A 25,230-nucleotide genomic window follows, 5' to 3' on the forward strand; every position below is an offset into this window, starting at 1 on the left:
GGCTGCTCCTGGGCGCGTTCCGCCGACGCGAAATGACGTGTCCCGTTGGGAGATCGGGACGCGGTCTCCGCGGGAGTGGCTGCCCTTCCTCGCGCAGGTGCTTCAGGTGCCGCGCGAGATGCTGGAGATGGCGAAAGCCGTTCAGCCGGTCGAGTCCGCGCCGCCGGTGCGGTCGGTGACCGACTTCCTGCCCGAGGGCGATCCGCTGGCCCCGCTGCGTGCTCGTACGGGCCGCCGGATCGGGGCCGGACAGGTGGCCGACCTGGCCCAGCGGGTCCACGGCCTGCGGCTCGCTGACGATGTGGTCTATGGCAAGGACCTGATCGGGCCCGCGCTGCGCGAGCTGCAAGCGGCGGTAAAGCTCTACCGCGAGGGCACACACACCGAAGGAGTGGGGCACGAACTTCTGCGGGCCATCGGAGAGTTGGCGCAGATCGCCGGGTGGGTCGCCTCCGATGCAGGGGAGCATGCCGAGGCAGAGCGAATCTACCGGCTCGGCATGAGCGCCGCACAGGCCGCCGGGGACGGCGTACTGTCCGGGAACGTGGCGGGCTCGCTGGCCTACCAGTGGAGCAACACCGGCCGGACAGCGGACGCAGTGGGACTGGCCCGCGCCGCACTGGAGGACGCGGGTCCGCACGCCCCGGCGAAGGCTCGCGCGCTGTACCTGGACCGTGTCGCCTGGGCGCATACCCGTGCCGGGCAGGACCGCCCGGCGATGACCGCCCTCGGGGAAGCGGCCGAGGCTCTGTCCGAGGACTCGGCCGGCACCGAATCTCCGTCGTACCTGTACTGGATGGACGCCGGGGAGTTGCAGGTCATGGAGGCCCGCGTCTACACCGAACTGCGGCGCCCGCTGCGGGCCGTGCCGCTGCTTAGAGACGTGCTCGGACGATACGACGCCAGCCACGCCCGGGAGTTGGCGCTGTACCTTTCCTGGCTGGCGGTGGCCTACTCCGACGCCAACGAGCCCGAGGCCGCAGCGGGAACAGCGGGCCGGATGCTCGCCCTCGGGCAAAGCGGCAGCGAACGCACGGCGGAACGCACGAGGATCGTGCTCGATCGACTGCGGTCCTATCGCGATGTGCCCGAGGTCGCCGAACTACTGGCGTCCTGAGCGCCCTCGGAGTCGGCCGTCCGCCGGCCGGAGTCAGCCTCGGCAGATTCCGGGCCTGAGCGGGAGGGGGTCCCTCGTCGGTCGGGCAGCTTTGCCGTGCCAGGGTTCTCCGGGGGCCGCCAAGGCTCACTTCGTGACGCGTGCGCTCGGCCTTGGCGGCCCCCGGGGGTTCCTGGTACGCCTCCGGTGACCGGGCGGCGAGGGACCCCCTCCCGCGACCGCGAACCCCGGGCCACGACGAAGCCGCACCCGACACACGGCCCCCTGCCCCCTCGGAGGGAGGGCCGGGGTCTGGGGCGGAGCCCCTGAAATGGGCTCGCTGGGTGGGTTGTTGCGCGCCCGGTCCGGCGGGGTCGGCGGCGAGCGGGGCGGAGACAGGAGCGGGCGGCGGCCCCGTGGGGCCGGGCGCGCGCGGGCCGCGCCAGCGGGCCGCCTTGATCAAGTAAAGAAAATCTGAACAGCTCACCCCGTCGAACCCACCGGCCGGGCTGCCGGGTCGAGGGTCAGGGCCGCTGTTGCCGGCGCTTCTTCGAACCCCGCCCCCGTGGTCACACGATCTTCATAATGTGACCAGGATTCAAACCCTCCTCTCGCTTTCCGTCAAGGGCGCAACTTGAGCCACAAGCAGCCCCTCCCGCCCCTGACGTGAGTCAACTCCCTTCAATCTCCGACGACTTGGCCTGGGTCTGATCGACGGACCGAAGACCGAGTCACACCTCGCGCACTCCCCGCCGCCACACTTCCGACACCAGCGGCACCCCCGGCCGGTACGCCAGGTGCACATGGCTCGGGGCGTCGAGGAAGGCCATGTCGGCATAGGCGCCCGGCGTCAGACGGCCGATGTCGTCACGGCGCAGCGCCGCGGCACCGCCCGCCGTGGCGGACCACAGGGCCTCGTCGGGCGTCATCCTCATGTCCCGCACCGCCAGCGCGATGCAGAACGGGACCGACGAGGTGAAGGACGAACCCGGGTTGCAGTCCGTGGAGAGGGCGACGGTGACACCCGCGTCCAGCAAGCGGCGCGCGTCCGGCCACTCGGCGCGGGTGGAGAACTCGGCGCCGGGAAGCAGCGTCGCGACGGTGTTGCCGCTCGCCAGCGCGTCCACGTCCGCGTCCGTCAGATGGGTGCAGTGGTCGGCGCTCGCCGCGTCCAGTTCGACGGCGAGCTGGACGCCGGGGCCGTACGAGAGCTGGTTGGCGTGGACCCGCGGGTGCAGGCCCTTCGCCTTGCCCGCCATGAGGATCGCGCGGGCCTGGTCGCCGTCGAAGGCGCCCTTCTCGCAGAAGACGTCGACCCACCGGGCGTACGGGGCACAGGCGTCGAGCATCTCGCCGGTCACCAGGGCGACGTACGCCGCCGGGTCGTCGGCGTAGTCCGGCGGGACGATGTGCGCGCCGAGGTAGGTGACCTCGTCGGTGTGCGCGGCCGCGATGCGCAGGGCCCGTGCCTCGTCCTCGACGGTGAGGCCGTAGCCCGACTTCGTCTCGAAGGTGGTGGTGCCCTGGCGCAGGGCCTCGCGGAGATAGTGCGTGAGGTTCCGCTCCAGGTCCTCGTCGCTCGCGGCGCGGGTCGCGGCCACCGTGGTGCGGATGCCGCCCGCGCTGTAGCTGCGGCCCGACATGCGGGCGTTGAACTCCTGGGTGCGGTCGCCCGCGAAGACCAGGTGCGAGTGGGAGTCGACGAAGCCCGGGATCACCGCGCGGCCACCGGCGTCGACTCGGTTGTCAGTGGCGGGTGCTTTGCTTGATTCACCGGTCCACGCGACGCGGTCGCCGTCGATGACGACGGCCGCGTCCTGGATCAGACCGAGGGGGGATTCGTCACCGAGGGAGGGGTCGTTGGTGACCAGGCCGGCGATGTTGGTGATGACCGTCGTGCTGCTCATGGTGTCCTCATGGGTGGCGGGACCGGGGGTGACCGGACCGCGGGTGGCGGAACCGGCGGTGGGCGTCAGGCGCGCAGGGCGTCGATGGCGTCGGCGAGGGCTGTCGGCACATGGGGGACGAGGGTGTGCGCACCGTCTCGTACGACGTGCCGGCCGCCCACGACCGTGTGACGTACGTCGGCCGCCGTCGCGGCGAATACGGCCGTCTCGGCACCGAGGCGCGGCAGCGGTCCCGCGGTTCTGACCGAGTCGAGGGCGATCGTCGTGAAGTCGGCGAGCGCACCCGTCTCCAGGATGCCCGCGCCGTCCCAGCCCAGGGCCGCGTGGCCGTCCGCGGAGGCGGCACGCAGGAGGGCAGCCGCCGTCCAGTGACCGCGGGTGCGGGTGCGCAGCCGCTCGTTCAGCTCCATCGCGCGGGCCTCTTCGAGGAGGTCGATGACGGCGTGGCTGTCGGAGCCCAGGGAGAGGGGCGAGCCCGCTCGCTGGAGGGCGACGGCGGGTCCGATGCCATCGGCGAGGTCGCGCTCGGTGGTGGGGCACATGCAGGTGCCGGTCCCCGAGCCGCCGATCAGGGCGATGTCCTCGTCCGTGAGGTGCGTGTTGTGGACACCGGTGGTACGCGGGCCGAGGACACCGTGGTCGGCGAGCAGCCGCGTGGGCGTGCAGCCGTGCGTCTCCTGGCAGGCGTCGTTCTCCGCCGTCTGCTCGGACAGGTGTACATGCAGCGGGGCCCGCCGCTCCTCGGCCCATCGCGCGACCGTCGCCAGCTGCCCGGCGGGCACGGCCCGCACCGAGTGAATCGCCGCACCGATCCGTGCGTGATCCCGGTCCTTGAGAACTGAACAGCGTTCCGCCCAGGCGTCGGCCGTGCCGTCGGAGAAGCGGAGTTGGTGCGGGTTCGGGGGCTGCCCGAACCCGGAGGACAGATAGGCGGTGTCGAGGAGGGTGATCCGGATCCCGGCATCGGCGGCGGCGGCGATGAGCGCCTCGCCCATCGCGTTCGGGTCGGCGTACGCGGTGCCGCCCGGAGCGTGGTGCACGTAGTGGAACTCGCCGACGGCCGTGACGCCCGCGAGCGCCATCTCCGCGTACACCGCGCGGGCGAGCGCGTGGTAGGTGTCCGGGGTCAGCCGGTCCGCGACGGAGTACATGATCTCGCGCCACGTCCAGAAGGTGCCGGAGCCGACCTGGACGGTGCCGCGCAGGGCGCGGTGGAAGGCGTGCGAGTGGGCATTGGCGAGCCCGGGGAGGGTGAGTCCGCGGAGGATCTCGGCGCCGGGGGGCGGGCTGTCGAGCCCGGTACGGACGGCGGTGATGCGGCCGTCTTCCCCCGCGGCGGAGCCGCCTGTGGACACGGTCAGGGCGACGCCCTGCTCGACGTGGGTGTCGAGCCGGGCGTGCTCCAGCCAGTACGTCTGCGTCGTCACCTGCAGGCCAGCCCTTCGACTACGTCGGCGAGTGCGGTCACCCCGGCCTCGCAGTCGTCCTCGGCGGCGTACTCGGCCGGGGAGTGCGAGACACCCGTGGGGTTGCGTACGAACAGCATGGCGGTCGGGACGGTGCCGGAGAGGATTCCGGCGTCGTGTCCCGCACCGGTACCCAGGACGGGGACCGTGAGTCCCGCGGCCCCTTCCACGTCCTTGCCCAGGATGCGGGCGAGCTCGTCGCGCAGGGCGTGCTCGAACTCCACGACAGGGGTGAACGACTCACGTACGACGTCGAGTTCGACGCCGTGTGCCTTCGCGTACTCGCGGGCCGCCTCCTCGACGCCGTTGACGACCGTGTCGAGGGTCGCCTGGTCGGCGGCGCGGGAGTCGAGCCAGCCGCGGACGAGGGAGGGGATGGCGTTCACGCCGTTCGGCTCGACGGAGATCTTGCCGAAGGTGGCGACGGCGCCCGCGAGTCGGGCTTCGCGGCGGGCGGCGAGCACGGTCTCGGCGTACGACAGCATCGGGTCCCGGCGGTCCACCAGTCGGGTGGTGCCCGCGTGGTTGGCCTCGCCCCGGAAGTCGAACCGCCAGCGGCCGTGCGGCCAGATGGCACTGGCGATGCCGACCTGGTCGCCGCTGAGGTCGAGGGCGCGCCCCTGCTCGACGTGCAGCTCGACGAAGGCACCGATGCGGGCGAGCCGCTCGGGGTCCGGCCCGATGATGTCGGGGTCGTACCCGGCCCGCTCCATGGCCTGCGGCAGCGTGATCCCGTCCGCGTCCGTCAGCCGGTGCGCCTGCTCGACGGTGAGCTGCCCCGCGGCGAGCCGCGACCCGACGCACGCCAGCCCGAACCGGGCGCCCTCCTCGTCACCGAAGTTCACGAGGGCGAGGGGCCGGGTGAACTTCACATGGCGGGCGCGCAGTTCGTCCAGCGCGGCGAAGGACGACACGACCCCGAGGGGTCCGTCGAACGCCCCGCCGTCCGGCACGGAGTCCAGGTGCGACCCGGTGACAACGGCGTCCCCCTCCGCGGGGTCCCCCAGCCAGGCCCACTGATTCCCGTTCCGGTCCACCTCGTAGGTGAGCCCCCGGGCCTCGGCCTGCGCACGGAACCAGGCCCGGCAGTCGGCGTCGGCCCCGGTCCAGGCGAACCGGCGGTATCCCCCGGAGGCGGAGCTGCGGCCGACCGGCAGCAGCTCCGCCCACATGCTGTGGAAGGTCACGCCTCGCCACCCTCGCGCATCGGCACCCGCACGCCACGCTCGTCGGCGACGGACTCGGCGATGTCGTACCCGGCGTCCACGTGGCGGATGACACCCATGCCGGGGTCATTCGTGAGCACGCGACGGATCTTCTCGCCGGCGAGCTTGGTTCCGTCGGCGACGGACACCTGACCCGCGTGGATGGACCGGCCCATACCGACGCCACCACCGTGGTGGATGGAGACCCAGGACGCGCCCGAGGCCACGTTCACCATGGCGTTCAGCAGCGGCCAGTCGGCGATCGCGTCGGAACCGTCGAGCATGGCCTCCGTCTCACGGTACGGCGAGGCGACGGACCCGCAGTCGAGGTGGTCGCGACCGATGGCGAGGGGAGCCGCCAGCTCGCCGGAGGCCACCATGTCGTTGAAGCGCTCGCCGGCCTTGTCGCGCTCGCCGTAGCCGAGCCAGCAGATACGGGCGGGCAGGCCCTGGAAGTGGACGCGCTCACCCGCCATCTTGATCCAGCGGTGCAGGGACTCGTTCTCCGGGAAGAGCTCGAGGATCGCCTTGTCGGTCTTGGCGATGTCCTGCGCGTCACCGGAGAGCGCCGCCCAGCGGAAGGGGCCCTTGCCCTCGCAGAAGAGGGGGCGGATGTAGGCGGGGACGAAGCCGGGGAAGGCGAAGGCACGGTCGTAGCCGGCGAGCTGGGCCTCACCGCGGATCGAGTTGCCGTAGTCGAAGACCTCGGCACCGGCGTCCATGAAGCCGACCATGGCCTCGACGTGCTGGGCCATGGACTCGCGGGCGCGGGTGGTGAAGCCCGCCGGGTCCTTGGCGGCCGCGTCGGCCATGTCGTCGAAATCGACGCCGACGGGGAGGTAGGCGAGCGGGTCGTGGGCCGAGGTCTGGTCGGTCACGATGTCGATGGGCGCGCCCTCGGCGAGCATCCGCGGCAGCAGGTCGGCGGCGTTGCCGAGCAGACCGATGGAGAGCGGCTTGCGCTGGTCGCGGGCCTCGGTGGCCAGCTGGAGCGCGTGCTCCAGGGAGTCGGCCTTCACGTCGAGGTAGCGGTGCTCGATGCGGCGCTCGATGGCGCGCGGGTCGCAGTCGATGCAGATCGCGACGCCGTCGTTCATCGTCACGGCGAGCGGCTGGGCGCCACCCATGCCACCGAGACCGGCGGTCAGCGTGATCGTGCCCGCGAGCGTGCCGTTGAACTTCTTCGCGGCGACGGCGGCGAAGGTCTCGTACGTGCCCTGGAGGATGCCCTGGGTGCCGATGTAGATCCAGGAACCGGCCGTCATCTGGCCGTACATGGTCAGGCCCAGCTGCTCGAGGCGCCGGAACTCCTCCCAGTTCGCCCAGTCGCCGACGAGGTTGGAGTTGGCGATGAGGACGCGCGGGGCCCACTCGTGGGTCTGCATGACGCCGACGGGGCGGCCGGACTGGACGAGCATCGTCTCGTCCTGCTTCAGGGTCTGCAGCGTGCGGACCATCGCGTCGAAGGAGCGCCAGTCGCGGGCGGCCTTGCCGGTGCCGCCGTAGACGACGAGCTTGTCGGGGTGCTCGGCGACCTCGGGGTCGAGGTTGTTCTGCAGCATCCGCAGGGCGGCTTCCTGCTGCCATCCCAGGGCACTCAGTTCCGTACCGCGCGGCGCTCGTACGGGGCGGGGTCCTGACATGGTCTGCCTCCTATGCGGACTGTTCCGGCTCTGCGGACTGCTCCAGCGGACTGCTCCAGCGGACTGCTCCAGCGGACTGTTGCAGTGGATATTCACATCCTGACTTCTTGAATAGAGCTAGTCAATAGGCGCATGGCCCAGCGCGGGCACGTCGTGGGTGTTTGGCTGGGATGTATGGGCGCAGACAGGGACAGGACAGGGGATCCGGTGGGCGACGGCGTGGATGCGACGACGGCGTTTCCCGGCGGCGGAGTCGGCTATGGGTCCGGCAGCGCATCCGACGCCGGCGGTGAGCCGGACCCCCACCGCGCCATCCGGCGCGACGAAGCCGTCCGGGCCGCCGTGGAGCAGGGACTTCTCGGACCTGGAACCCCCATCGTCGCGCTCCTCGACGTCCCCGGCATCCGGGCCTCGGCGGCGGCGCTGCGAGCCGCCTTCGGCTCGGTGGCCGCTCCCGGCACCCCGGTGCTGCACGCCTTCGCGGTGAAGGCGACCCCCCTCGTACCCGTACTGCGGCTGCTGCACGAGCAGGGCATCGGCGCGGAGGTGGCGAGCCCCGGAGAACTGGCGCTCGCGCGGACGGCCCAAGTGCCGCCGACGCACATCGTGCTCGACTCCCCCGCCAAGACTTCCGCCGACCTGCGCGAGGCGCTGGCACTGGGCATCGCGGTCAACGCGGACAATCCGCAGGAGCTGGACCGCATCGACGGCCTGATGCGGTCCACGAGCACCCGCTCTCCCCTCGGAATCCGGGTGAACCCGCAGGTCGGCGGGGGTTCCATCGAGGCACTGTCCACCGCCACGGCGACCTCGAAGTTCGGGGTCGCGCTGCGGGACGAGGGCGCCCGCGAGTGGATCGTCGGGGCGTACGCCGACCGGCCGTGGCTAACCCGCCTGCACGCGCACACCGGGTCTCAGGGCATCCCACTGTCGCTGATGGCGCAGGGCGTGGCGGAGACGTACGCGCTGGCGGAGGAGATCAACCGGCGCATCGGGCGGCGGCAGATCGACACGATCGACCTGGGCGGCGGGCTGCCGGTGAACTTCGGCTCCGAGGCGACGGCCCCGACATACGCGCAGTACGCACGGCTGCTCGCCGAGGTGGTGCCCGGGCTCTTCGACGGGCGGTACGGACTGGTCACCGAGTTCGGGCGGTCGCTGCTCGCCAAGCACGGGACGGTGCTCGCGCGGGTCGAGTACACGAAGTCCGCCGGGGGCCGGGCGGTCGCGGTCACGCATGCCGGGGTGCAGGTGGCGGCCCGCACGGTGTACGCGCCCGCGTCGTGGCCGTTGCGGATCGCCGCGTACGACGCGAAGGGCCGCCCCAAGGCGGGGCCGGACGTCGTCCAGGACATCGCGGGCCCCGCCTGCTTCGCGGGCGACCTCCTCGCCGAGGGGCGCGTGCTGCCGTTGCTCGAACAGGGCGACTACGCTGCCGCGCTGGACACGGGCGCGTACTACTTCGCCCACCACTACGCATACAACTCCCTTGCCCGGCCGGGCATTTACGGCTTCGCGCCGGACGGAGAGGGTGGGGTGCGCTTCGCGGTCGTACGGGAGCCGCAGACTCTCGACGAGATCGTCGCGGAGTCGGGAGGGGCGCAGCCGTCGGCGCTCACGGAGCTTTAGGCCCGCGACCGGGTGCAGACTCACGCCGCCACCCGGCGCACGCGCACGCCGCCACCGGGTGCACGCTCTCACCGTCACCGGGTGCACGCTCACGCCGTCACCGGGTGCACGCTCACGCCGTCACCGGGTGCACGCTCACGCCGCCACCCGGCGCACGCTCTCACCGTCACCGGGTGCACGCTCTCACCGTCACCGGGTGCACGCTCACGCCGCCACCCGGTGCGCGCTCGCACCGTCACCAGCGCCGCACCACGCCACCGTGCGCGCCGGCGCACCCGCGCGCGCCCCCGGAAAGGTCTCCGGGGTGGATTCAGCCGGCTGGAAAATATGGTCAGTTGACCCACCTTAGTCAGCCCGGGCATGTTCCACATGAAAATGCCAGATCCCTCACCCCCCGTGCACACGTTGCGTAACTTCGGCGTCACTCGGCCGAACCCTTGGCGGGAGGGGAAACACGGTGCCCGGAATCGACGAGTGCCTACTGGAAGCCATGACACTGCCAGGTGCCCGGGGTGCCGCGGTGGTCGACTGGACCAGCGGCCTGGCCCTGGGCACTGTCGGGGACGCGCCGGGCGGTGACCACGAGACGACCGCGGCGGAGGCCGCGGAGCTGGCCCGGCTGGCCGCGGAGCACCAGGCGTTCGCCCCGGCCGACGGCTCCGACTGGTCCGAGCAGGAGACACCCGTCGAGGACCTGATCATCAGCAATCGCGACAGCTACCACCTGCTGCGGTTCGTGCGGACCACCTTCGACAGCAGTGTGTTCCTGCACCTGTGGATGGCCCGCGCGGACGGCAATCTCGCGCTGGCCCGCATCCGGCTCGGCGAGATGGCCGGACGGCTGGTGCTGGGATGACGACGGTCAGGACGCCTCCCCCGCCCAAGCTGCCCGTACGGGACAGAGCGGCGGACACCCCCGGTACGGGCGTCTCGCCGATGCTCAGCCGGCTCGCCGCCGAACGGGCCACCGGCGTCCTCATCCGCGAGCGCGGCACGCTCTACCTCGCCGACGGCGACGTGGTGCACGCCGAGAGCCCCGCCACACCAGGGCTCGACGAGCTGTTCGCCGCCCGCGGGGTGCTGGACGCCGAGGTGTGGCGGGAGGCCGTCGCCGCGGCCGGGGCACGCCGCCGGGTCGGCCGCTTCCTGGTCGACAGCGGCCGGATCGCCAAGGGCGCGCTGGAGCTGTGCCACCTCGGCTCGCTGTACGACGCGGCGTACTTCGCGCTCGGGCCGAGCAGCACCCCGACCCGCTTCCGGTACGGGGCCGCGCACTGGCTCGGCCCCGTCCGCCCCGTGCCGGTGGCCGCGCTGGAGCGCGAGACCGTGCGCCGCCGCGAGCTGCTGCACCGCATCTGGCCCGACCCGGCGACGGACACCGCGCCGTTGGTGCGCTCCCGACTGGCCGCCGGGCCGTCGGTCCCGCTGCGGCAGGAAGCCGTGCTCGGCCGGCTGGACGGCGTGCGCACCGCGGCGGATGTCTCGCTCGCGCTGGGACGGCCCGCGTTCCACACCCTGGTCGACCTGCGCCGACTGGCCGCCGCCGGGCTCGTGACGGCGGCGCCCCCGGCGCAGCCGCCTCCCGTGCCCAGTGTGCTCACGCAGCCCTCCGACGATCCCGACGTGGCTCTGCTGCGGCGGCTGCGAGACGCGCTGGAGGCCCTGTGAGCCACGACCCGCGGGAGGCCTTGTGATCCGCGCGCTGCGACAGCGTGCCGAGAGGAGACTGCTGATGGCGGCGGAGCCCGAAGTCCTCGACGAACTGCACCGGTTGAGGGCCCGAGTGCCCCAGCTGACCGGAGCCCTCGCGGCCAGCGTCGACGGTCTCGTCCTCGCCCAGGACACCCCAGGCGTGGAGCCGGAGGGCCTGGCCGCACTCACCGCGGCCGCCCTGGGCGTCGCCGTGCGGATGGCGGACGCCACCGGACAGGGCGACTTCCGCGAGCTGCTGGTGCGCGGCGTCCACGGCTATGTGGCGACGTATGCGGCGGGTACCTCCGCCGTGCTGACGCTGCTCGCCCAGGACCGGGTCAACGTCGGCCGGCTCCATCTGGAGGGGCGCCGCTCCGGCACCCGGATCGGGGAGCTCGTGGACACCGCGACGGCCCGTGGTGAACCGACCGCACCAACCAGGGCATCCACGAAGACCGCCTCCAGCACTTCGCGGACCCGTACGGCCCGCGGCTCGGCAGCCGCGCGCACCACCCCTACCCCCAACACCCCGACCACATCGGAAAGCTGAAAGGAATCACAGCACCATGGCCAATACCGAAACCGCGCTGAAAGAGGCGCTCGCATCCATCGAGGGCGCGACCGGAGCCGCCCTCGTCGACTACACCAGCGGAATGGCGCTGGGCACGATCGGCGGCAGCAAGGGCTTCGACCTCACCGTCGCGGCGGCCGGCAACACCGACGTCGTACGGGCCAAGCTGCGCACCATGGAGCACCTCGGTCTGAAGGGCGAGATCGAGGACATCCTGATCACGCTGTCCGACCAGTACCACCTGATCCGGTTGCTCAAGGGCCGCGGCGGCAACGGCCTCTTCCTGTACCTGGTGCTCGACCAGAAGCGGTCCAACCTGGCGATGGCCCGGCACCAGCTGAAGAAGATCGAGGCGGACCTGGAGGTGTAGCGAGTCCGCTTCGACACGGTCAGCGGCGCCGCGCTCCGCCGGGCGCGGCGTCGCCCGCCGCGACGCCGGTGGCCCGGCAGGCCTTGACCGGCTTGCCCGCGGGGGCGCCCGCGCCCCTGCCGAGCCAGTCGACGCGCACCCAGATCAGGGCCTGCTCGGTGCGTTCGCGGCGCCCGAGCCAGCCGGCCTTCAGCCACAGGCCGATGCCCGCGCCGGCGAGCAGCATGCCGCCCGCGGCGGGCACCACGAACGAGCTGCCCAGCGCGGCCACAAAGGCGGCCAGGAGCCACCAGCGGTGGCCCCGGCGCCAGTTGCGTACCGTCACGGCGCGGTCCTGGAGGACGTCGTGCTTGCCGGCCCGGGCGGCGGAGCGGACCAGGACGGCGTACCGCTTGCGGCGCCAGTACGCCACCGCGGCGGCCGCGACGATGAACAGCGCCGCCCCTGCCATGACCCCGATCCGGCGCCCGGTCACCCCCGGGATCAGCACCCCGATCCCGGTCGCGAACACCCCGCACCACCACAGCGGTGCGGCTCCCGCCCGCACGACGACGGCCACCCGGGCCAGCCCCTGCCCTCCGCGCGCCACGATCCGCCTCCTCGGCTCACCGTTCAGCCCCTTTGGCCGCGCAGGCTAGTCAGGGAAGGTGAGACGAATCTGAGAAGGCACGGGTACTCCACCAAACCGTGACTACTCCACGAACAGGCCCCGCGCCGCGGCCCGCGTGTCGAACTGCTCCAACCGGGCCTGCGCGTCCGGCAGGTCGTCGCACATCGCCTCCAGGAGGACACGGCCCAGCAGCATCGGGGCGCAGGCCGTGTCGAAGGCGAGGCCGGTGCCGACGGCGGCAGGGAGCAGCAGGTCCGACACCTTGGCGACCGGCGCGAAGGCGGAGTCGGCGACCGTGACGACGGTCAGCCCGGCCTCCTTCGCGTAGGCGAGGGAGTCCACGACCTCGCGCGGATGCCGCGGCAGCGCGAAGCACAGCAGCGCCGTCGCTCCGGCCTTGACCGCCGCGTCGATGCGGTCCTGGAGCATCGTTCCGCCCTCGTGCAGCAGCCGCACGTCGGGGTGGACCTTGGCGGCGAAGTACGCGAAGCCGTACGCCTGGGAGGCGGCAGCCCGCAGGCCGAGCACCGGGAGCGGGCGGGAGGCGGCGAGCAGGCGGCCCGCCCTCGCGACCGGGCGCGGGTCGGCGAGCACCTCCGCGAGACGCTTCAGGTTCTCGATCTCGGCCTCGACGGCCTGCTGGTACTCGTTGTACGACCCCGAATCCACCGTCTGCTCCGCAGGCGCGACCTCGCGCAGGTGCTTGCGCAGCGCCGGGTAGCCGTCGAAGCCGAGGGCGACCGCGAAGCGGGTGACCGACGGCTGGCTCACCCCGGCGAGCTCGGCCAGCTCGACGCTGGACAGGAACGGCACATCGGCGGCGCTGCGCACCATGCTGTGCGCGATGCGCCGCTGGGTCGGCGTGAGCCGGTGCCCCTCGAAGAGCGCCTGCAGCCGTGCGGCAGGACTGTCCGTCACGTTCATATCCCTGTCCACGCTCATGACGTGCTCCCCCTCCAGATCTCCGTGAAACGGTCCAGCAGTGCGGCCGCCGCCGTCACATCGTCCGTGAGCGGCCGGTCGGCCTGGTCCGGTTCGAGCACCGACTCGGCCAGCTCCAGCGCGCGGCCCACCGGCAGCTCCGGCTCGGGCCGCAGGTCGCGCTGGCGCAGCGCCCGTACGGCGGCGACCAGCTCACAGCCGACGACGAGACGGTACGCACCGCACGCCCGCAGTGTCTGACGCGCCGCGAGCGAGGCGAAGCTCGCCTGCTCCTCGACGCCCCGGGAGAGTACAGCGTGGCCGAGCGAGGCGGGCGCGGAGAAGGCCCGCAGATCGCCGAGGGCGGCCCCGGCGGCGTACTCCAGGATCATCACGCCGGAGGACGCGGGCTCGTGGTCGGCGAGGAAGGGGCGCAGCCGGGTGTAGGCGGGCTCGTTCAGGGTGGAGAGACGGGAGGTCGACAGACGGGCGACCTGGGTGACGGCGAGCCTGAAGTGGTCCAGGGCCAGGGCGAGTTGGGCCTGGTAGAAGCCGCCGTGGTGGTACGCGGCCATGTCCTCGGGCGAGATGAGGGGGTTCTCGGCGGCGGCGTTGATCTCCACCGTGAGGACCGCCTCCAGCGCGTCCGCCGCGTCGTGCGCGGGTCCGTGGATCTGTGGGACGCACCGGAAGCCGTACGGGTCCTGGATCCGTCCGAGCGGCGGCGTCGGCCGGTCGGCCGCGCCGATCAACTCCCGCATCCGCCGCGCCACTTCGACCGACCCTTGGTGCGGGCGAGCGGCGTGCACGGGCGCCGCGTACGCCTCGTGCGACCCGTCGACGGCCAGCAGCGACAGCGCGGCCACGACCTGGGTGGCCCCGATCAGCCCGCGCAGTTCGTGCAGCGCGAGCGCGGCCTGTCCGAGCGTGAGCGCGTTGCTGCTGATGAGCGCCAGGGCGTCGTTGTTGTCCAGGGGCTGGGGGGCCGGGGAGAGGTCCTGCGGGGAGCGCCCACCCTCCAGGACGAGGTCCTCGATGGAGTGTCCGCCCTCCGGGCGCCGCCAGGGATGCTCGCCCACCAGCGCGAGCCCCACTTGCGCGAGCGCCGCGATGTCGCCCGTGCCCACGGACCCGAACTCGTTCACGACGGGATACGCGCCCGTCTCCAGCGCTTCGCACAGCGCCGTGACGACGGTGGGCCGCAGCCCCGCTCCGCCGGCGAGGAGCTGGTTGGCGCGGACGGCGAGCATGGCGCGGACCTGGCGGGCCGGGAGTTCCTCACCGATGGCGCCCGCGTGGCTGCGCAGCAGGCGCAGGCCGTGTTCGGCGGCGGCCTCGGTCGGCACGTCCTCGTTCCGGTTGGCGCCGACGCCGGTGGACCGGCCGTAGACGCGGCCCGTCGCGGCGATCTGCCGGGCCGCGTCCCAGGATTCCTCGACGCGCTTCATCGCGTCGGTGCCGGGGACCGGCCGCGCGGTCCCGTCGGCGAGGCGCACGACATCGGTGACGCCGGTGCCGACCCCGTCCAGAACCACGAGGCCCGCCGACACCGCACTCGGCGTATCCACATCCTGAGACGACATAAAGCCCAAACTCCCCTCAACACGGATATTGGATCTTGCCTGGTGGTCATAAGTAACGAGCGATTAACGCGGGACCGTTGACAACCTATTCAGGTACAGAGAACTCTGCATGACGATATGCAGACCGGGCAAGGGACACCTCATGATCCAGTTCGACACGGTCCACAAGCGCTTCCCCAACGGCACCACCGCAGTCCACGACCTCTCCCTGGAGATGCCGGAAGGCGGCGTGACCGTCCTCGTCGGATCTTCCGGTTGCGGTAAGACCACCACCCTCCGGATGATCAACCGGATGGTCGACCCGACCTCCGGAACCATCCGCGTCGGTGGCAAGGACGTCCTGGAGCAGGACGCGGCCGAGCTGCGCCGCTCCATCGGTTACGTCATCCAGCAGTCGGGGCTCTTCCCGCACCGCACGGTGCTCGACAACATCGCCACCGTGCCGCTGCTCCTCGGCTGGGGCCGCAAGAAGGCGCGGGCCAGGGCGGCCGAGCTCCTGGAGACCGTCGGCCTCGCCGCCGACGCGGGCAAGCGGTACCCGCACCAGCTCTCCGGCGGCCAGCAGCAGCGCGTCGGCGTCGCCCGCGCGCTCGCCGCCGACCCGCCCGTCCTCCTCATGGACGAGCCCTTCGGCGCCGTCGACCCGGTCGTGCGCACCCAGCTCCAGGACGAGCTGCTGCGACTCCAGAAGGATCTGAGCAAGACCATCGTCTTCGTCACGCACGACATCGACGAGGCGGTCCGGCTCGGCGACCAGATCGCGATCTTCCGCACCGGCGGCCACCTGGTGCAGTGCGCGACGCCCGCGAAGCTGCTGGCCCACCCGGCGGACGACTTCGTGGCGGACTTCCTCGGCACCGAGCGCGGCCTCAAGCTGCTCTCGCTGGAGTCCCTCGCGGACCTGCCGCAGGGCCCGGCCCCCGAGGGCGGCGCCTGGACCCTCGTACTGGACGAGGCCCGCAAGCCGCTGCACTGGGCGTCGAAGGAAGCCGAGCTCCCCCTGCGGGCCCTGAAGGACACCGACTCCCTGCTGGCGGCCCTCAACGAGTCGATCGCCTCACCCACCGGCCTGGTGGCCCGGGTCGACGCGGCCGGCGTGCTCACCGGTGTCTCGTCCCGGGACGACATCCACGAGCACGCGGGCCGCGCCCACACGGAAGCGAGCGTGCCCGCATGACCATCGACTGGTCGTGGATAGGCGACCACACGGACGACCTCACCACGCTCACCCTCTCCCACCTCCAGGCCGCGCTCTCGGCGGTCTTCTTCGGCCTGCTGATCTCCCTCCCCCTGGCCGTCGTCGCCCACCGGGTCCGCCCCCTGCGCGGCTTCCTCCTCGGCCTCTCGAACGTCCTGTTCACGATCCCGTCGATCGCGATCTTCGTCCTCCTGCTGCCGGTGTCCGGCCTGACCCGCACCACCACGGTCATCGGCCTGACGATCTACTCCCTGGTCGTCCTCCTGCGCAACACGGTCGAGGGCCTCGACTCGGTCCCGGCCAAGACGACGGAAGCCGCGAAGGCGATGGGCACGCGCCCCCTGCGCACCCTCCTGACCGTCGAACTCCCCCTCGCCCTCCCGGTGATCATGGCTGGCGTCCGGATCGCCACGGTCATGTCGATCTCCCTGGTCTCCGTGGCGACCTACATCGGCGACGGCGGCCTCGGCCAGCTCTTCACCGACGGCTTCCAGCGCAACTTCCCGACCCCGGTCATCGCCGGTGTCGCACTGACCCTGCTGCTGGCCCTGGTCGCGGACGCGCTGCTGGTCGCGATCCAGTACGTACTCACCCCGTGGACGAGGCGGCGAGCCTGATGTACGAACTCTTCAAGAACCTCGGCAAGTGGCTGGTCAGCGGCGACCAGTGGGCCGGCACGGACGGCATAGCGCACCGCATTGCCGAGCACCTGGAGTACTCCCTCTTCGCCACCCTCATAGCCGCCGCCATCGCGCTCCCGCTGGGCCTGCTGATCGGCCACACCGGCAAGGGCGCGTTCCTGGCCATCAACCTCTCGTCGTTCGGCCGCGCGCTCCCCACCGTCGGTCTGGTGGTCCTGGTCTTCCTGATCAGCGGCCTGTCCCTGTGGTCGGTGTATGTGGCCCTCGTCGTCCTCGCCGTACCGGCCATCGTCACCAACACCTATGCGGGCATGAGCGCCGTGGACCCCGAGGTGAAGGACGCGGCGCGCGGCCAGGGCATGCGAGGCCACCAGGTCCTGTTCCAGGTGGAGATCCCGCTGGCCCTCCCCTTGATCATGACGGGCCTGCGGCTCTCCCTGATCCAGGTGGTGTCCACCGCCACGATCGCCGCGTACGTCAGCTTCGGCGGCCTGGGCCGGTACGTCTTCGACGGCCTGGCCCAGCGCGACCTGGTCCAGGTCCTCGGCGGCGCGGCCCTGGTCGCGATCGTCGCCGTCGTGCTCGACCTGGCGCTGGCCGGACTCCAGCGCTACCTGTTCCTCCCCCACTCTCGACTGCGCTCGAGCGGGCGGGACCCCCATCGCCGTACCGCAGCCCACTGAGGAGCCGAAGAACCATGAACCGTAGGACTCTGCTCGGCGGCCTCTTCGCCGCCGCCTCCGTCCCCGCCCTCGCCGCCTGCGGCAGCGGCATCACCTCGCTCGACGGCTCCGGCAGCGGTAACGGCGGCGGCTCCGGATCGAGCGCCGGCGGCGTGACCATCGGCACCGCCAACTTCACCGAGAACCAGATACTCGGCTACCTGTACGCGGGCGTGCTGGAGGCCGCGGGCGTCAAGACGAAGGTCCGCCCCAACCTCGGCTCGCGCGAGATCGTCGTCCCCGCGCTCAAGGGCGGCGACATCGACCTGCTTCCCGAGTACCAGGGCAGCCTCCTCCTCTACCTGGACGAGAAGGCCACGGACACGGAGGCGGGCGCGATGCAGAACACACTGACCACCGTCCTCCCCGGCGGCCTGGAAGTCCTCCCGTACGCCGCCGCCGAGGACCGCGACAGCTTCGCCGTCACCAAGGAGACCGCCGACAAGTACGGCCTCACCTCCCTTGCCGACCTGCGCAAGGCCAACGGCAAGCTGATCCTCGGCGCCGCGGCCGAGATGAAGAAGCGCGTCGTCGGCGTCGTGGGCCTCAAGGACCGCTACGGCGTGGAGTTCAAGGAGTTCAAGTCCCTCGACTCCTCCGGCCCGCTCGTCAAGGGCGCCCTGAAGAAGGGCGACATCGACGTGGCGAACGTCTTCACCACGGACGTGGACGTGGCCGACAACGGCTGGGTCGTCCTCACCGACCCGCTCAACCTGATCCCCTCCCAGCACATCGTCCCCCTCATCGCCTCCCGCAAGGCCGACGCCAAGGTCCGCAAGGCCCTCGCGACCCTCGGCAACGTCCTCACCTCCGAGGAACTCACCAAGCTCAACCGTCTGGTGGACAAGGAGAAGAAGGACCCGGACGAGGTCGCGAACGCTTGGCTGAAGGGGAAGGAGCCGGCGTGAGCGTCGAACTGCCGGGCGGTTCAAGGTGTTTCAGCCCGTCCGGCATTTCTTCGAGGACACGACCGTGGGGCTTCGGGGACGCCGGGACGAGTCAGCGACCCGGCGCCATCGCGGCCCTGAGCTCCGCCGCTGTCTTCCTCGCGTCATAGTCGGCCGCAACGCCGTCCACGAACAACAAGTTGCCCTCGATGTGGTCTTTGCGCAGCGACAGTATCTCCTGATACGCGGGAGACGCGTACCACGCCTTGAGGCTGTCCATGCCGGGGAACTCGACGACGATGATGTCCCCCGGCCATTCCCCCTCCACCACTTCGGCGCGGGCGCCGTGGACGAGGAACCGGCCACCGAACGCGGCGAAGGTGTCCTGGACCTGTTCGATGTAGGTCAGGATGTCCTCGTTCAGGCCGGTCGGGAACAGGTTGGCTATGGCGTACGCGGACATGGGCCCTCCTTCGGCGGGTGACACCCCGGTGGCCGGCGGCGCCGGAGCGGTTGCCATGAAGCCTGCCGTGCCGCGGGAGCGCGGTCGATTACCTCCGGGGTAAGCCCTGGCCGAGGCCGGCGGGCCCCTACACCCGCACCGCCGAGCCCCGCTCACTCATCCGAGGCGCGCAGAGAATCCGCTTCTTGCGCACCCGCTTCCCCTCGATCGCCGCGACGGTCAGTCGAGCCGCCTCCGCGGCGATCTCGGCCAGCCCCCAGTCGACGGTGGTCAACGGCGGGGTGAGCACCCGGGAGACGGGGTGGTCGTCGAAGCCGACCACGGAGACGTCGCGGCCGACTTCGAGGGAGGCCTCGGCCGCGGCCGCGTACACCCCGTATGCGAGGGAATCGGAGAAGCAGAAGACGGCGGTCGCGGGGCGCGCGCCGTCCAGGACGCGCCGTGCCACCAAGGTCGCCTCGCCCAACTCCTGTGGACAGGGGACCAGTTCGGCCCGGAGGCCGAGGCGGTCGGCGGCCTCGCGGACATATACGTCGGCGGGGCGGTCCGGCGTGCTCGGCCGGGTCGGTGTCAGCACGGTCACCCTGCGGTGGCCGAGGCCGTGCAGGTACTCCAGTACGGCGTCGATACCGGCCCTGTTGTCGAAGATCACCTGCCCGGCGGTGCGGGCGGCGCTCAGCGAGTCCCCGACGGCCACTACCGGGAGCGCGTCGGCGATCGCGGCCCAGCCCTCCGCCGAGGGATTGACGGGAGACACCAGCAGCGCGTCGACCCGCTGGTCGCGCAGCTGCTTGGCGAGGGCCAGCTCGCGGTCGGGGTCGCCGCCCGCGTCCAGGATCAGCGCAAAGCGGTCGCCGGCCAGGAGCTCCCGGCCGATGGCGGCCATCAGCTGCTGCTGCCAGAGGTCCTGGAGGTCGCCCGCGAGAACGCCGACCATGCTGGTGCGGCCGCTGGCGAGGGCGCGGGCGATGGGGTCGGCCTCGTAGCCGAGCTCGGCCGCGGCCCTGCGTACCCGCTCCTCGGTCTCCTTCGAGACGTGCTTGCCGCGCAGGGCATAGGAGACGGCGGCGGTGGAGAGGCCCGTGGCCTCGGCCACCTCCCGGAGGGTGGTGCGCTTGTTGGGCCTGGCCATGCCGGGAAGCCTACCGGGCCCCGTCCGCATTGTGGGCACGCGGCGCCCTCCGCTCCCTGGCCGAACAGTTGACAGAAGGGCTTGTTAACCGCTTAAGTTAACCGTATAAGTGAATCGGTTAACCACGCTCAGACCAGTCAGACCATCCCGCCCCGAGGACCGCCGCGTGCCCACCGACGTCCACCAGCACATCTGGCCGCCCGCCTTCATCGAGCTGCTGCGCGCCCGCACCACGCCGCCGTACCTCGACGGCTGGACCCTTCACCTGGAGGGCGAGCCGCCCTACGAGGTCGACCCGGCCGACCACGACATCGCGGCCCGCACCGAGCTGGCCCGCACCGACGGCCTCGACCTGGCCCTGGTCTCCCTGTCCAGCCCGCTCGGCATCGAACACCTGCCGCCCACCGAGGCCGGGGAACTCCTGACCGCCTTCCACGACGGCGCCCTCGCCCTGCCCGCACCCTTCGGCGTCTGGGCCTCGCCCTGTCTGACGGCACCGGACCCGGGGGCGGTCGCCCGCGAGCTGAGCCGCGGCTGCGCGGGTCTCCAACTCCCCGCCACGGCGCTCCTCGACGCGGCCGGCTGGGACCGCCGCGCCCCCCTCCTCGACGTCCTCACCCACCACGACAAACCCCTCTTCGTCCACCCGGGCGCCGCCCCACCCACCCCCGACGCCCCGCCGTGGTGGCCCGCCCTGGTCCCCTACCTCCACCAGATGCACGCGTCCTGGTTCGCCTTCCGCGCCTTCGGCCGCGCCCGGCACCCGCACCTGCGGGTCTGTTTCGCCGCCCTCGCGGGCCTGGCCCCGCTGCACGGCGAGCGGCTCGTCGCCCGTGGCGGCGGGCGCGGCAAGGTCGACTTCGACGCCTTCTACGAGACCTCGTCCTACGGAACGCGCGCCGTGGACGCACTCGTGAGGGCCGTCGGCATCGACGTGGTCGTCAGCGGCAGCGACCGCCCTTACGCACCCCCCGTCATCCCCGACCTCGGCGCGGACGCCGCCGTCCACGCCCTGCGCACCGTCAACCCCGCCCGTCTGCTGCGCGGCCCGGCCTGAGCCACGCCACGCGACCGACACGACACGAGAGGAGCCATCCATGACGTACGAGGCCCTGCCGGACCGCACGCTCGACAAGCGCGAACTCCGGGCACTCGTCGACGATCTCGCCGTCCGCCCCGACCTCTGGCGCGAACAGGTCGCCTTCTCCGACGAGGAGCGGCACTACGCGTCCCTGTACCGCGACGAGTACGTCGATGTCTGGCTGCTGTGCTGGACCCGGCAGAACGACACCGGCTGGCACGACCACGACATCTCCTCCGGTGCGGTCGCCGTCGTCCAGGGCGCACTGGACGAATCCAACCCGCGCATAGGCGGCAGCCACCTGTCCGTCACCGTCGGCGCGGGCGATTCGTTCTGCTTCGGCCCCGAGCACATCCACCGTCTCACCGGCGCCACCGACGACGCGGTCTCGATCCACGCGTACTCGCCGCCGCTGTGGCGCCTCGGCCAGTACGACATCACCGAGGACGGCCTGATGCGCCGGATCTCCGTCTCGTACGCCGACGAGCTGCGACCACTGGACACTCCGGCCGCCTGAAATGCCCAGACTCCCGTTCCTCGCGACGAGCTTCTGCTCGGGCCCGTCGGTGGCGCCGCTGGGCGGTGCGGACGTGTCGTGGATCGTGGGGCTCGCCGTACCGGCGCTGCTGTACCGGCTGGTCGCACGGCGCAACACGGCGCACATTCCGGAGCGGACGGCGTATCCGCCGGTACCCGATCAAGAGCCGGTATCGCCGCGGCGATGATCTGACGACGAATCAACCAAGGGCCATTAAACGGACACTCAGGGTGCGTGCTCATGTGCTTACTGTGAATGAGCGCTACACGAACAACTCCTGAGGGAGCGTCATGCCCTCGAATCGCAGGGCCTTTCTGGCGGCGACCACCGCCGCGCTCACCGCGACCCCGGCCGCTTCGGCCGCCGCCGCGCCGGATCCATCTCCGCATCGACACCCAGATCCGCATCCGCACCCGACGACCGCCCGCGGGGCCCTCGCCGAACTGCTCGCGGGCAACCGGCGGTACGCCGCCGGGCGCCCGCTGCATCCGCACGAAGGGAGCGCGCGGCGGCATGTCCTCGCCGCCGAGCAGCATCCGTTCGCGGTCGTCGTCGGGTGCGTCGACTCCCGTGTGCCGCCCGAGCTGGTCTTCGACCAGGGGCTCGGGGACCTGCTCTGCATAAGGACCGCCGGCCAGGTGCTGGACGAGGCGGTGCTCGGGTCCGTCCAGTACGGGGTCGAGGCGCTGCACATTCCGTTGGTGCTCGTGCTGGGGCACGAGCGGTGCGGGGCCGTCGCGGCGACGCTCGCGCATCTTCGCGACGGAGCGCCCGTGCCGGGACATCTCCGGCTGCTGGTGGACGAGATCATGCCGGCGGCTCGGCGGACCTGTGGTCTGCCCGGTGACTGGGCCGATCTCACCGTGCGGGCCCATGCGGCGTGGGTGCGGGACGCCATCCGGGCGGACCCGGCGTTCGCCCCGGCCGAGGTGGCGGCCGCGCGGTTCGATCTCGACAGCGGGCGGGTCGCCGTGCTGCCCTGAGCCCTTGCCACGGGGCGCCCTTGCTGCCCTGAGCCCTTGTTCCGACGGCACCGGGCGCTGCCCGTTGTGCCCACCCTCCCCCAAGCTCTCGGTCCGCTCGGCAGAGGGCCCATCGCCCCGCAGAACGACTGCCCACAGCGGCAGCGGGGTGGCTGCCACGCCCGCACCCACCGTCGTGGCGATCCGTCACGGCTGCGCGTCCACGCCTGCAGCGGTAGCCACAGCGGTGGCTGACGGATGCCGCATCCGCCCCACAGCGGCAGCCGTCGCCCATGCCACCGTCCGCCGCCGGAACCGTTCCTAATCAGTGAGCAGGAGTGAGTGTTGCACCCATACCTGGTCACTGCGGACATCCCGACGGTTTTGGATGTCCTGGTCGCCCGCGCACTCTCCACGTCCGGCTGCACACATCCTGTGCGTGGCCCGGGGTCGCGGGGGCGGGGTCCCTCACGCCCGACGGCATCCGGTCTGGCCTGGACGGCCCGATGCCCCTGCCCATCGCTCTGGTGGGCAGGGGGCGGTGTCGTCCGTCGCCGGATCGGATGCCCTTGGGCGCGTCGTCCGATCGCGATGCTCGCCGCATCGTGACGGGTGGTGGTGCGGTTTTTCGCGGTGAGGGGCTTCTGCCAGTGCTGGGCGCCCCACTTGGAGGTGTAGGCCGGGTCCACGGCGATGATGGCGATGCCGGTGGCGTCGGCCATGGAGGTGAGCCGGGCGCGGAGCTTGCCGGTGGGCATGCCGGAGATCAGCTGTCTGAACCGGCGTCGGCGTCCGTGCTTCTCGCGGCGGCGCGGCGTGTCCCTCGACTCACCCACTCCCCACGCGAAGAAGCCACACCCGCCATGAAGCGATCCCCCGCCCTCACCCGGGCCCTCTCCGTCCTCCCCGCTCCCGCCGACTTCCTCTCCATGACCCGCGCGCCGCGGCGCGACCTCCTCTGCGGGCTCACGGTCGCCGTGGTCGCCCTTCCGCTCGCGCTCGGGTTCGGGGTGACCTCAGGGCTCGGGGCCGCGTCCGGGCTGGCCACCGCGATCGTCGCGGGGGCGCTGGCCGCGCTGTTCGGCGGATCGGCGAGACAAGTCAGTGGGCCCACGGGGGCGATGACCGTCGTGCTCGTGCCGATCGTGCACGAGTACGGCGCCGACGGGGTGCTGACCGTCGGGCTGATCGCCGGAGTGATGCTGCTGGCGCTCGCGTTCGCGCGGACGGGGGCCGCGATGGCGTACGTGCCCGCTCCCGTGATCGCGGGATTCACCGTCGGCATCGCGTGTGTGATCGCGTTGCAGCAGGTGCCGTCGGCGCTGGGTGTGCCCGTGCCGGGCGGCGACCGTCCGTACCGGCGCGGCCTCCCGTCTCGCCGCGCTCACGCACGCGGTGATCCTCGCCGGGATCGTCGCGGCGGCGGCCCCGCTGGTGGCACGGATCCCGCCGGCCGCGCTGGCGGGGGTGCTGCTGGCCACCGCCGTACGGATGGTGGAGACGGACGCCGTACGGGCGATGGCGCGCGCCACCCGCGGGGACGCCCTCGTGCTGGCACTCACCGCGTTCGCGACGCTCGCCCTCGACCTGGTGCGGGCGGTACTGCTGGGCCTCGCGGTGTCCGTGCTGCTCGCCCTGCGCGCGGCGGTACGGGGCAGCCGGCTCACCCCCGCCGCCGCCGACGAGGGGCCGGGGTGCGCGGAGGTCACGTACCGCTTCGACGGGCCGCTGCTGTTCGCCGCGGCGCACCGTTTCCGGCGCAGCCTCGCGGAGGTGCACGGGGTGTCGGCGGTCGACCTGCGGATGTCGGGGCTGACGGCGGTCGACGCGACCGGCGCGCTGGCGCTGAAGGACGCGGTGGGGGATCTGCGGGGCCGGGGCGTCGAGGTCCGCATCACCGGAGTCGAACGGGGTCATCGCAAGGTCCTGGAGTCTCTCGGGGTGCTGCCGTCGGGGGCGCAGCCCAGTTCCAACAAGGGGGCTATCCCCAGTGCCTCGGGGACCTCGGCTCCCTAACGTAAGCACCATGACCGGTATGGAAGCCCGCGGCGACGCCGAACTGAAGAAGGAACTCGACGCCACCCTGCATGCGCGCAAGGAGCTGGGCGACGAGTACGAGTCCGCGCTGGTCGACTCGTTCCTGGAGAAGGTCGAGCAGCGCCTCGACGGCGCGGTCGACCGCCGGGTACGGCGCCAGCTCGCCGAACAGCAGATGGTGGTGGCCCGGGGCTCGCGGTCACCCCAGTCGTCCGACTCCTTCGGCGAGCGTTTCGGCTTCGGGATCGTCTCGCTCGTCCTCGCGATCCCGCTGTCCGCGATCGGCGGCGGTGTCGCGCACCTGCCCGGCCTGCTGGTCGCCTGGGGCGGCATCGTCGGGGTCAACGTGGTGCAGGCCGCGCGGCAGTCCCCGAACTTCTTCGGCCGCCGCAAGGACAATTCACAGGGCTCGGACTGGGACGAGTAACCCCGCTTTTGAAGCGACGAACGCCGTAACCACTCATTGAGGAACCACGACGGCGATCAACCAGGTCCGCGAGAGCGGCGCCGGTTCAGGCGCAAAAGAGGGGCCCGGCACCTTCACAGGTGCCGGGCCCTTTCCACGTGGTGCGCGGGGACCGCCGCACCCCCGTTACCGGGGGGCGGGACGACGGCGGTCCCCGCGAGGGACGCGGGCCGGGTCAGGGCCGGGCTTGCGCGTCCGTGGCGTCATGGAGGTCCGGGAGCCGCTCCGGAGGTCCTTGGCGCCGTTTTCGGTGCCGGCCGGGGCGGGGAGCCTCCCCCAGTGCTTAACGCCTGGGAAGTATCCCCACCGCCCTGCCGACACCCACCAATGTGCCGGACGCGTGTTAAGCGTGTGCTGCGCGGACGTGACGCGCTCGTACCACTTCCGCGAAGTTCCCCGCCGAAACGGCC

Annotated in this window: 24 protein-coding genes and 2 pseudogenes; 16 read left to right on the forward strand and 10 right to left on the reverse strand. The window is 72.0% G+C overall.

The annotated features are described in order from the left end of the window. The first annotated feature begins 37 nt into the window (after positions 1 to 37). Positions 38 to 1,117, forward strand: a complete 1,080-nt coding sequence (locus tag OG390_RS20735) for a transcriptional regulator (protein ID WP_406169950.1) — start codon at positions 38 to 40, stop codon at positions 1,115 to 1,117. Between the two features lie 710 nt (positions 1,118 to 1,827). Here the strand turns inward: OG390_RS20735 and hutI are convergent. The 4 genes from hutI to hutU all read right to left on the reverse strand — a co-directional run bounded on the left by hutI (position 1,828) and on the right by hutU (position 7,317). Beyond that, the gene (gene hutI / locus OG390_RS20740; protein ID WP_406169952.1) at positions 1,828 to 3,003 is read right to left on the reverse strand and encodes an imidazolonepropionase; all 1,176 of its coding nucleotides are present in this window, start codon (positions 3,001 to 3,003) and stop codon (positions 1,828 to 1,830) included. Between the two features lie 65 nt (positions 3,004 to 3,068). Then, positions 3,069 to 4,430: a formimidoylglutamate deiminase gene (locus OG390_RS20745; protein ID WP_406169954.1), complete on the reverse strand. Its 1,362-nt coding sequence runs from the start codon at positions 4,428 to 4,430 to the stop codon at positions 3,069 to 3,071. Then, on the reverse strand, positions 4,427 to 5,656 hold the full coding sequence (locus tag OG390_RS20750; protein ID WP_406169956.1) for an allantoate amidohydrolase: 1,230 nt from the start codon (positions 5,654 to 5,656) through the stop codon (positions 4,427 to 4,429). Before OG390_RS20750 ends, OG390_RS20745 begins: the two co-directional genes overlap by 4 nt. Further along, on the reverse strand, positions 5,653 to 7,317 hold the full coding sequence (gene hutU, locus OG390_RS20755) for a urocanate hydratase (RefSeq protein WP_406169958.1): 1,665 nt from the start codon (positions 7,315 to 7,317) through the stop codon (positions 5,653 to 5,655). The genes OG390_RS20750 and hutU overlap by 4 nt, the downstream gene beginning before the upstream one ends. Positions 7,318 to 7,491: 174 nt before the next feature. Between hutU and OG390_RS20760 the strand changes: the two genes are divergently transcribed. From OG390_RS20760 to OG390_RS20780, 5 genes are all read left to right on the forward strand, one after another. After that, positions 7,492 to 8,946: a diaminopimelate decarboxylase gene (locus tag OG390_RS20760; protein ID WP_406169960.1), complete on the forward strand. Its 1,455-nt coding sequence runs from the start codon at positions 7,492 to 7,494 to the stop codon at positions 8,944 to 8,946. Positions 8,947 to 9,403: 457 nt separating this feature from the next. Continuing rightward, positions 9,404 to 9,802, forward strand: coding sequence for a hypothetical protein (locus OG390_RS20765; protein WP_406169962.1), 399 nt, complete (start codon positions 9,404 to 9,406; stop codon positions 9,800 to 9,802). Beyond that, complete coding sequence (locus OG390_RS20770) at positions 9,799 to 10,614, forward strand: hypothetical protein (protein WP_406169964.1); 816 nt, start codon at positions 9,799 to 9,801, stop codon at positions 10,612 to 10,614. Before OG390_RS20765 ends, OG390_RS20770 begins: the two co-directional genes overlap by 4 nt. Before the next feature lie 64 nt (positions 10,615 to 10,678). Next, the gene (locus OG390_RS20775) at positions 10,679 to 11,188 is read left to right on the forward strand and encodes a roadblock/LC7 domain-containing protein (protein ID WP_406169966.1); all 510 of its coding nucleotides are present in this window, start codon (positions 10,679 to 10,681) and stop codon (positions 11,186 to 11,188) included. Positions 11,189 to 11,204: 16 nt separating this feature from the next. Then, positions 11,205 to 11,579 (forward strand): hypothetical protein, encoded by a 375-nt coding sequence (locus OG390_RS20780; RefSeq protein WP_399087046.1) that lies wholly within the window; start codon positions 11,205 to 11,207, stop codon positions 11,577 to 11,579. Between the two features lie 19 nt (positions 11,580 to 11,598). On the opposite strand, the gene OG390_RS20785 is transcribed toward OG390_RS20780, so the two are convergent. From OG390_RS20785 to OG390_RS20795, 3 genes are all read right to left on the reverse strand, one after another. Further along, positions 11,599 to 12,168: a hypothetical protein gene (locus OG390_RS20785; protein ID WP_406169968.1), complete on the reverse strand. Its 570-nt coding sequence runs from the start codon at positions 12,166 to 12,168 to the stop codon at positions 11,599 to 11,601. Between the two features lie 102 nt (positions 12,169 to 12,270). Further along, on the reverse strand, positions 12,271 to 13,131 hold the full coding sequence (locus tag OG390_RS20790) for a MurR/RpiR family transcriptional regulator (protein WP_406169970.1): 861 nt from the start codon (positions 13,129 to 13,131) through the stop codon (positions 12,271 to 12,273). Next, on the reverse strand, positions 13,128 to 14,693 hold the full coding sequence (locus tag OG390_RS20795) for an aromatic amino acid ammonia-lyase (RefSeq protein WP_406169972.1): 1,566 nt from the start codon (positions 14,691 to 14,693) through the stop codon (positions 13,128 to 13,130). The genes OG390_RS20790 and OG390_RS20795 overlap by 4 nt, the downstream gene beginning before the upstream one ends. A gap of 142 nt (positions 14,694 to 14,835) precedes the next feature. Between OG390_RS20795 and OG390_RS20800 the strand changes: the two genes are divergently transcribed. Genes OG390_RS20800 through OG390_RS20815 form a run of 4 tightly spaced genes read left to right on the forward strand, consistent with a single transcriptional unit; the run spans position 14,836 to position 18,162 of the window. Beyond that, positions 14,836 to 15,870: an ABC transporter ATP-binding protein gene (locus OG390_RS20800; RefSeq protein WP_406169974.1), complete on the forward strand. Its 1,035-nt coding sequence runs from the start codon at positions 14,836 to 14,838 to the stop codon at positions 15,868 to 15,870. Continuing rightward, a complete protein-coding gene (locus tag OG390_RS20805; RefSeq protein WP_406169976.1) occupies positions 15,867 to 16,508 on the forward strand; it encodes an ABC transporter permease in 642 nt (213 codons plus the stop codon). The genes OG390_RS20800 and OG390_RS20805 overlap by 4 nt, the downstream gene beginning before the upstream one ends. Beyond that, positions 16,508 to 17,215, forward strand: a complete 708-nt coding sequence (locus OG390_RS20810; protein ID WP_406177777.1) for an ABC transporter permease — start codon at positions 16,508 to 16,510, stop codon at positions 17,213 to 17,215. The genes OG390_RS20805 and OG390_RS20810 overlap by 1 nt, the downstream gene beginning before the upstream one ends. A 14-nt stretch (positions 17,216 to 17,229) precedes the next feature. Continuing rightward, positions 17,230 to 18,162 carry an ABC transporter substrate-binding protein gene (locus OG390_RS20815; RefSeq protein WP_406169978.1) on the forward strand — a complete coding sequence of 311 codons (933 nt, stop codon included), beginning with the start codon at positions 17,230 to 17,232 and terminating at the stop codon, positions 18,160 to 18,162. A gap of 91 nt (positions 18,163 to 18,253) precedes the next feature. Here OG390_RS20815 and OG390_RS20820 read toward each other — a convergent pair whose 3' ends face one another. Together OG390_RS20820 and OG390_RS20825 are read right to left on the reverse strand one after the other, a co-directional pair. After that, a complete protein-coding gene (locus tag OG390_RS20820) occupies positions 18,254 to 18,604 on the reverse strand; it encodes a DUF1330 domain-containing protein (protein ID WP_406169980.1) in 351 nt (116 codons plus the stop codon). A gap of 127 nt (positions 18,605 to 18,731) precedes the next feature. Continuing rightward, the gene (locus tag OG390_RS20825) at positions 18,732 to 19,736 is read right to left on the reverse strand and encodes a LacI family DNA-binding transcriptional regulator (RefSeq protein WP_399087029.1); all 1,005 of its coding nucleotides are present in this window, start codon (positions 19,734 to 19,736) and stop codon (positions 18,732 to 18,734) included. A 166-nt stretch (positions 19,737 to 19,902) separates the two neighbouring features. Here OG390_RS20825 and OG390_RS20830 point away from each other — a divergent pair, with 166 nt between their 5' ends. From OG390_RS20830 to OG390_RS20845, 4 genes are all read left to right on the forward strand, one after another. After that, a complete protein-coding gene (locus tag OG390_RS20830) occupies positions 19,903 to 20,793 on the forward strand; it encodes an amidohydrolase (RefSeq protein WP_406169982.1) in 891 nt (296 codons plus the stop codon). A 40-nt stretch (positions 20,794 to 20,833) separates the two neighbouring features. Further along, a complete protein-coding gene (locus OG390_RS20835; RefSeq protein ID WP_399087025.1) occupies positions 20,834 to 21,334 on the forward strand; it encodes a cysteine dioxygenase in 501 nt (166 codons plus the stop codon). Between the two features lies 1 nt (position 21,335). Beyond that, a complete protein-coding gene (locus OG390_RS20840; protein ID WP_406169985.1) occupies positions 21,336 to 21,542 on the forward strand; it encodes a hypothetical protein in 207 nt (68 codons plus the stop codon). A 103-nt stretch (positions 21,543 to 21,645) separates the two neighbouring features. After that, positions 21,646 to 22,338, forward strand: coding sequence for a carbonic anhydrase (locus OG390_RS20845; protein ID WP_406169987.1), 693 nt, complete (start codon positions 21,646 to 21,648; stop codon positions 22,336 to 22,338). A gap of 300 nt (positions 22,339 to 22,638) precedes the next feature. On the opposite strand, the pseudogene OG390_RS20850 reads toward OG390_RS20845, so the two are convergent. Beyond that, positions 22,639 to 23,126: pseudogene (locus OG390_RS20850) on the reverse strand (IS200/IS605 family accessory protein TnpB-related protein); the annotation flags it as partial. 54 nt (positions 23,127 to 23,180) lie between these two features. On the opposite strand from OG390_RS20850, the pseudogene OG390_RS20855 reads away from it, so the two are divergent. Both OG390_RS20855 and OG390_RS20860 read left to right on the forward strand, forming a co-directional pair. Continuing rightward, positions 23,181 to 24,333, forward strand: a pseudogene (locus tag OG390_RS20855) (SulP family inorganic anion transporter). Between the two features lie 10 nt (positions 24,334 to 24,343). Next, a complete protein-coding gene (locus OG390_RS20860) occupies positions 24,344 to 24,781 on the forward strand; it encodes a hypothetical protein (RefSeq protein WP_406169989.1) in 438 nt (145 codons plus the stop codon). Positions 24,782 to 25,230 lie beyond the last annotated feature (449 nt).

It is taken from the genome of Streptomyces sp. NBC_00996 (assembly GCF_045162675.1).
GTDB lineage: Bacteria > Actinomycetota > Actinomycetes > Streptomycetales > Streptomycetaceae > Streptomyces.

Coding starts and splice junctions, on each gene's coding strand:
- hutI (WP_406169952.1), bottom strand. CDS start 3,003: ATGAGCAGCACGACGGTCATCACCAACATCGCCGGCCTGGTCACCAAC.
- hutU (WP_406169958.1), bottom strand. CDS start 7,317: ATGTCAGGACCCCGCCCCGTACGAGCGCCGCGCGGTACGGAACTGAGT.
- OG390_RS20760 (WP_406169960.1), top strand. CDS start 7,492: ATGGGCGCAGACAGGGACAGGACAGGGGATCCGGTGGGCGACGGCGTG.
- OG390_RS20770 (WP_406169964.1), top strand. CDS start 9,799: ATGACGACGGTCAGGACGCCTCCCCCGCCCAAGCTGCCCGTACGGGAC.
- OG390_RS20775 (WP_406169966.1), top strand. CDS start 10,679: ATGGCGGCGGAGCCCGAAGTCCTCGACGAACTGCACCGGTTGAGGGCC.
- OG390_RS20780 (WP_399087046.1), top strand. CDS start 11,205: ATGGCCAATACCGAAACCGCGCTGAAAGAGGCGCTCGCATCCATCGAG.
- OG390_RS20790 (WP_406169970.1), bottom strand. CDS start 13,131: ATGAGCGTGGACAGGGATATGAACGTGACGGACAGTCCTGCCGCACGG.
- OG390_RS20795 (WP_406169972.1), bottom strand. CDS start 14,693: ATGTCGTCTCAGGATGTGGATACGCCGAGTGCGGTGTCGGCGGGCCTC.
- OG390_RS20800 (WP_406169974.1), top strand. CDS start 14,836: ATGATCCAGTTCGACACGGTCCACAAGCGCTTCCCCAACGGCACCACC.
- OG390_RS20805 (WP_406169976.1), top strand. CDS start 15,867: ATGACCATCGACTGGTCGTGGATAGGCGACCACACGGACGACCTCACC.
- OG390_RS20810 (WP_406177777.1), top strand. CDS start 16,508: ATGTACGAACTCTTCAAGAACCTCGGCAAGTGGCTGGTCAGCGGCGAC.
- OG390_RS20815 (WP_406169978.1), top strand. CDS start 17,230: ATGAACCGTAGGACTCTGCTCGGCGGCCTCTTCGCCGCCGCCTCCGTC.
- OG390_RS20820 (WP_406169980.1), bottom strand. CDS start 18,604: ATGTCCGCGTACGCCATAGCCAACCTGTTCCCGACCGGCCTGAACGAG.
- OG390_RS20825 (WP_399087029.1), bottom strand. CDS start 19,736: ATGGCCAGGCCCAACAAGCGCACCACCCTCCGGGAGGTGGCCGAGGCC.
- OG390_RS20835 (WP_399087025.1), top strand. CDS start 20,834: ATGACGTACGAGGCCCTGCCGGACCGCACGCTCGACAAGCGCGAACTC.
- OG390_RS20840 (WP_406169985.1), top strand. CDS start 21,336: ATGCCCAGACTCCCGTTCCTCGCGACGAGCTTCTGCTCGGGCCCGTCG.
- OG390_RS20845 (WP_406169987.1), top strand. CDS start 21,646: ATGCCCTCGAATCGCAGGGCCTTTCTGGCGGCGACCACCGCCGCGCTC.
- OG390_RS20860 (WP_406169989.1), top strand. CDS start 24,344: ATGACCGGTATGGAAGCCCGCGGCGACGCCGAACTGAAGAAGGAACTC.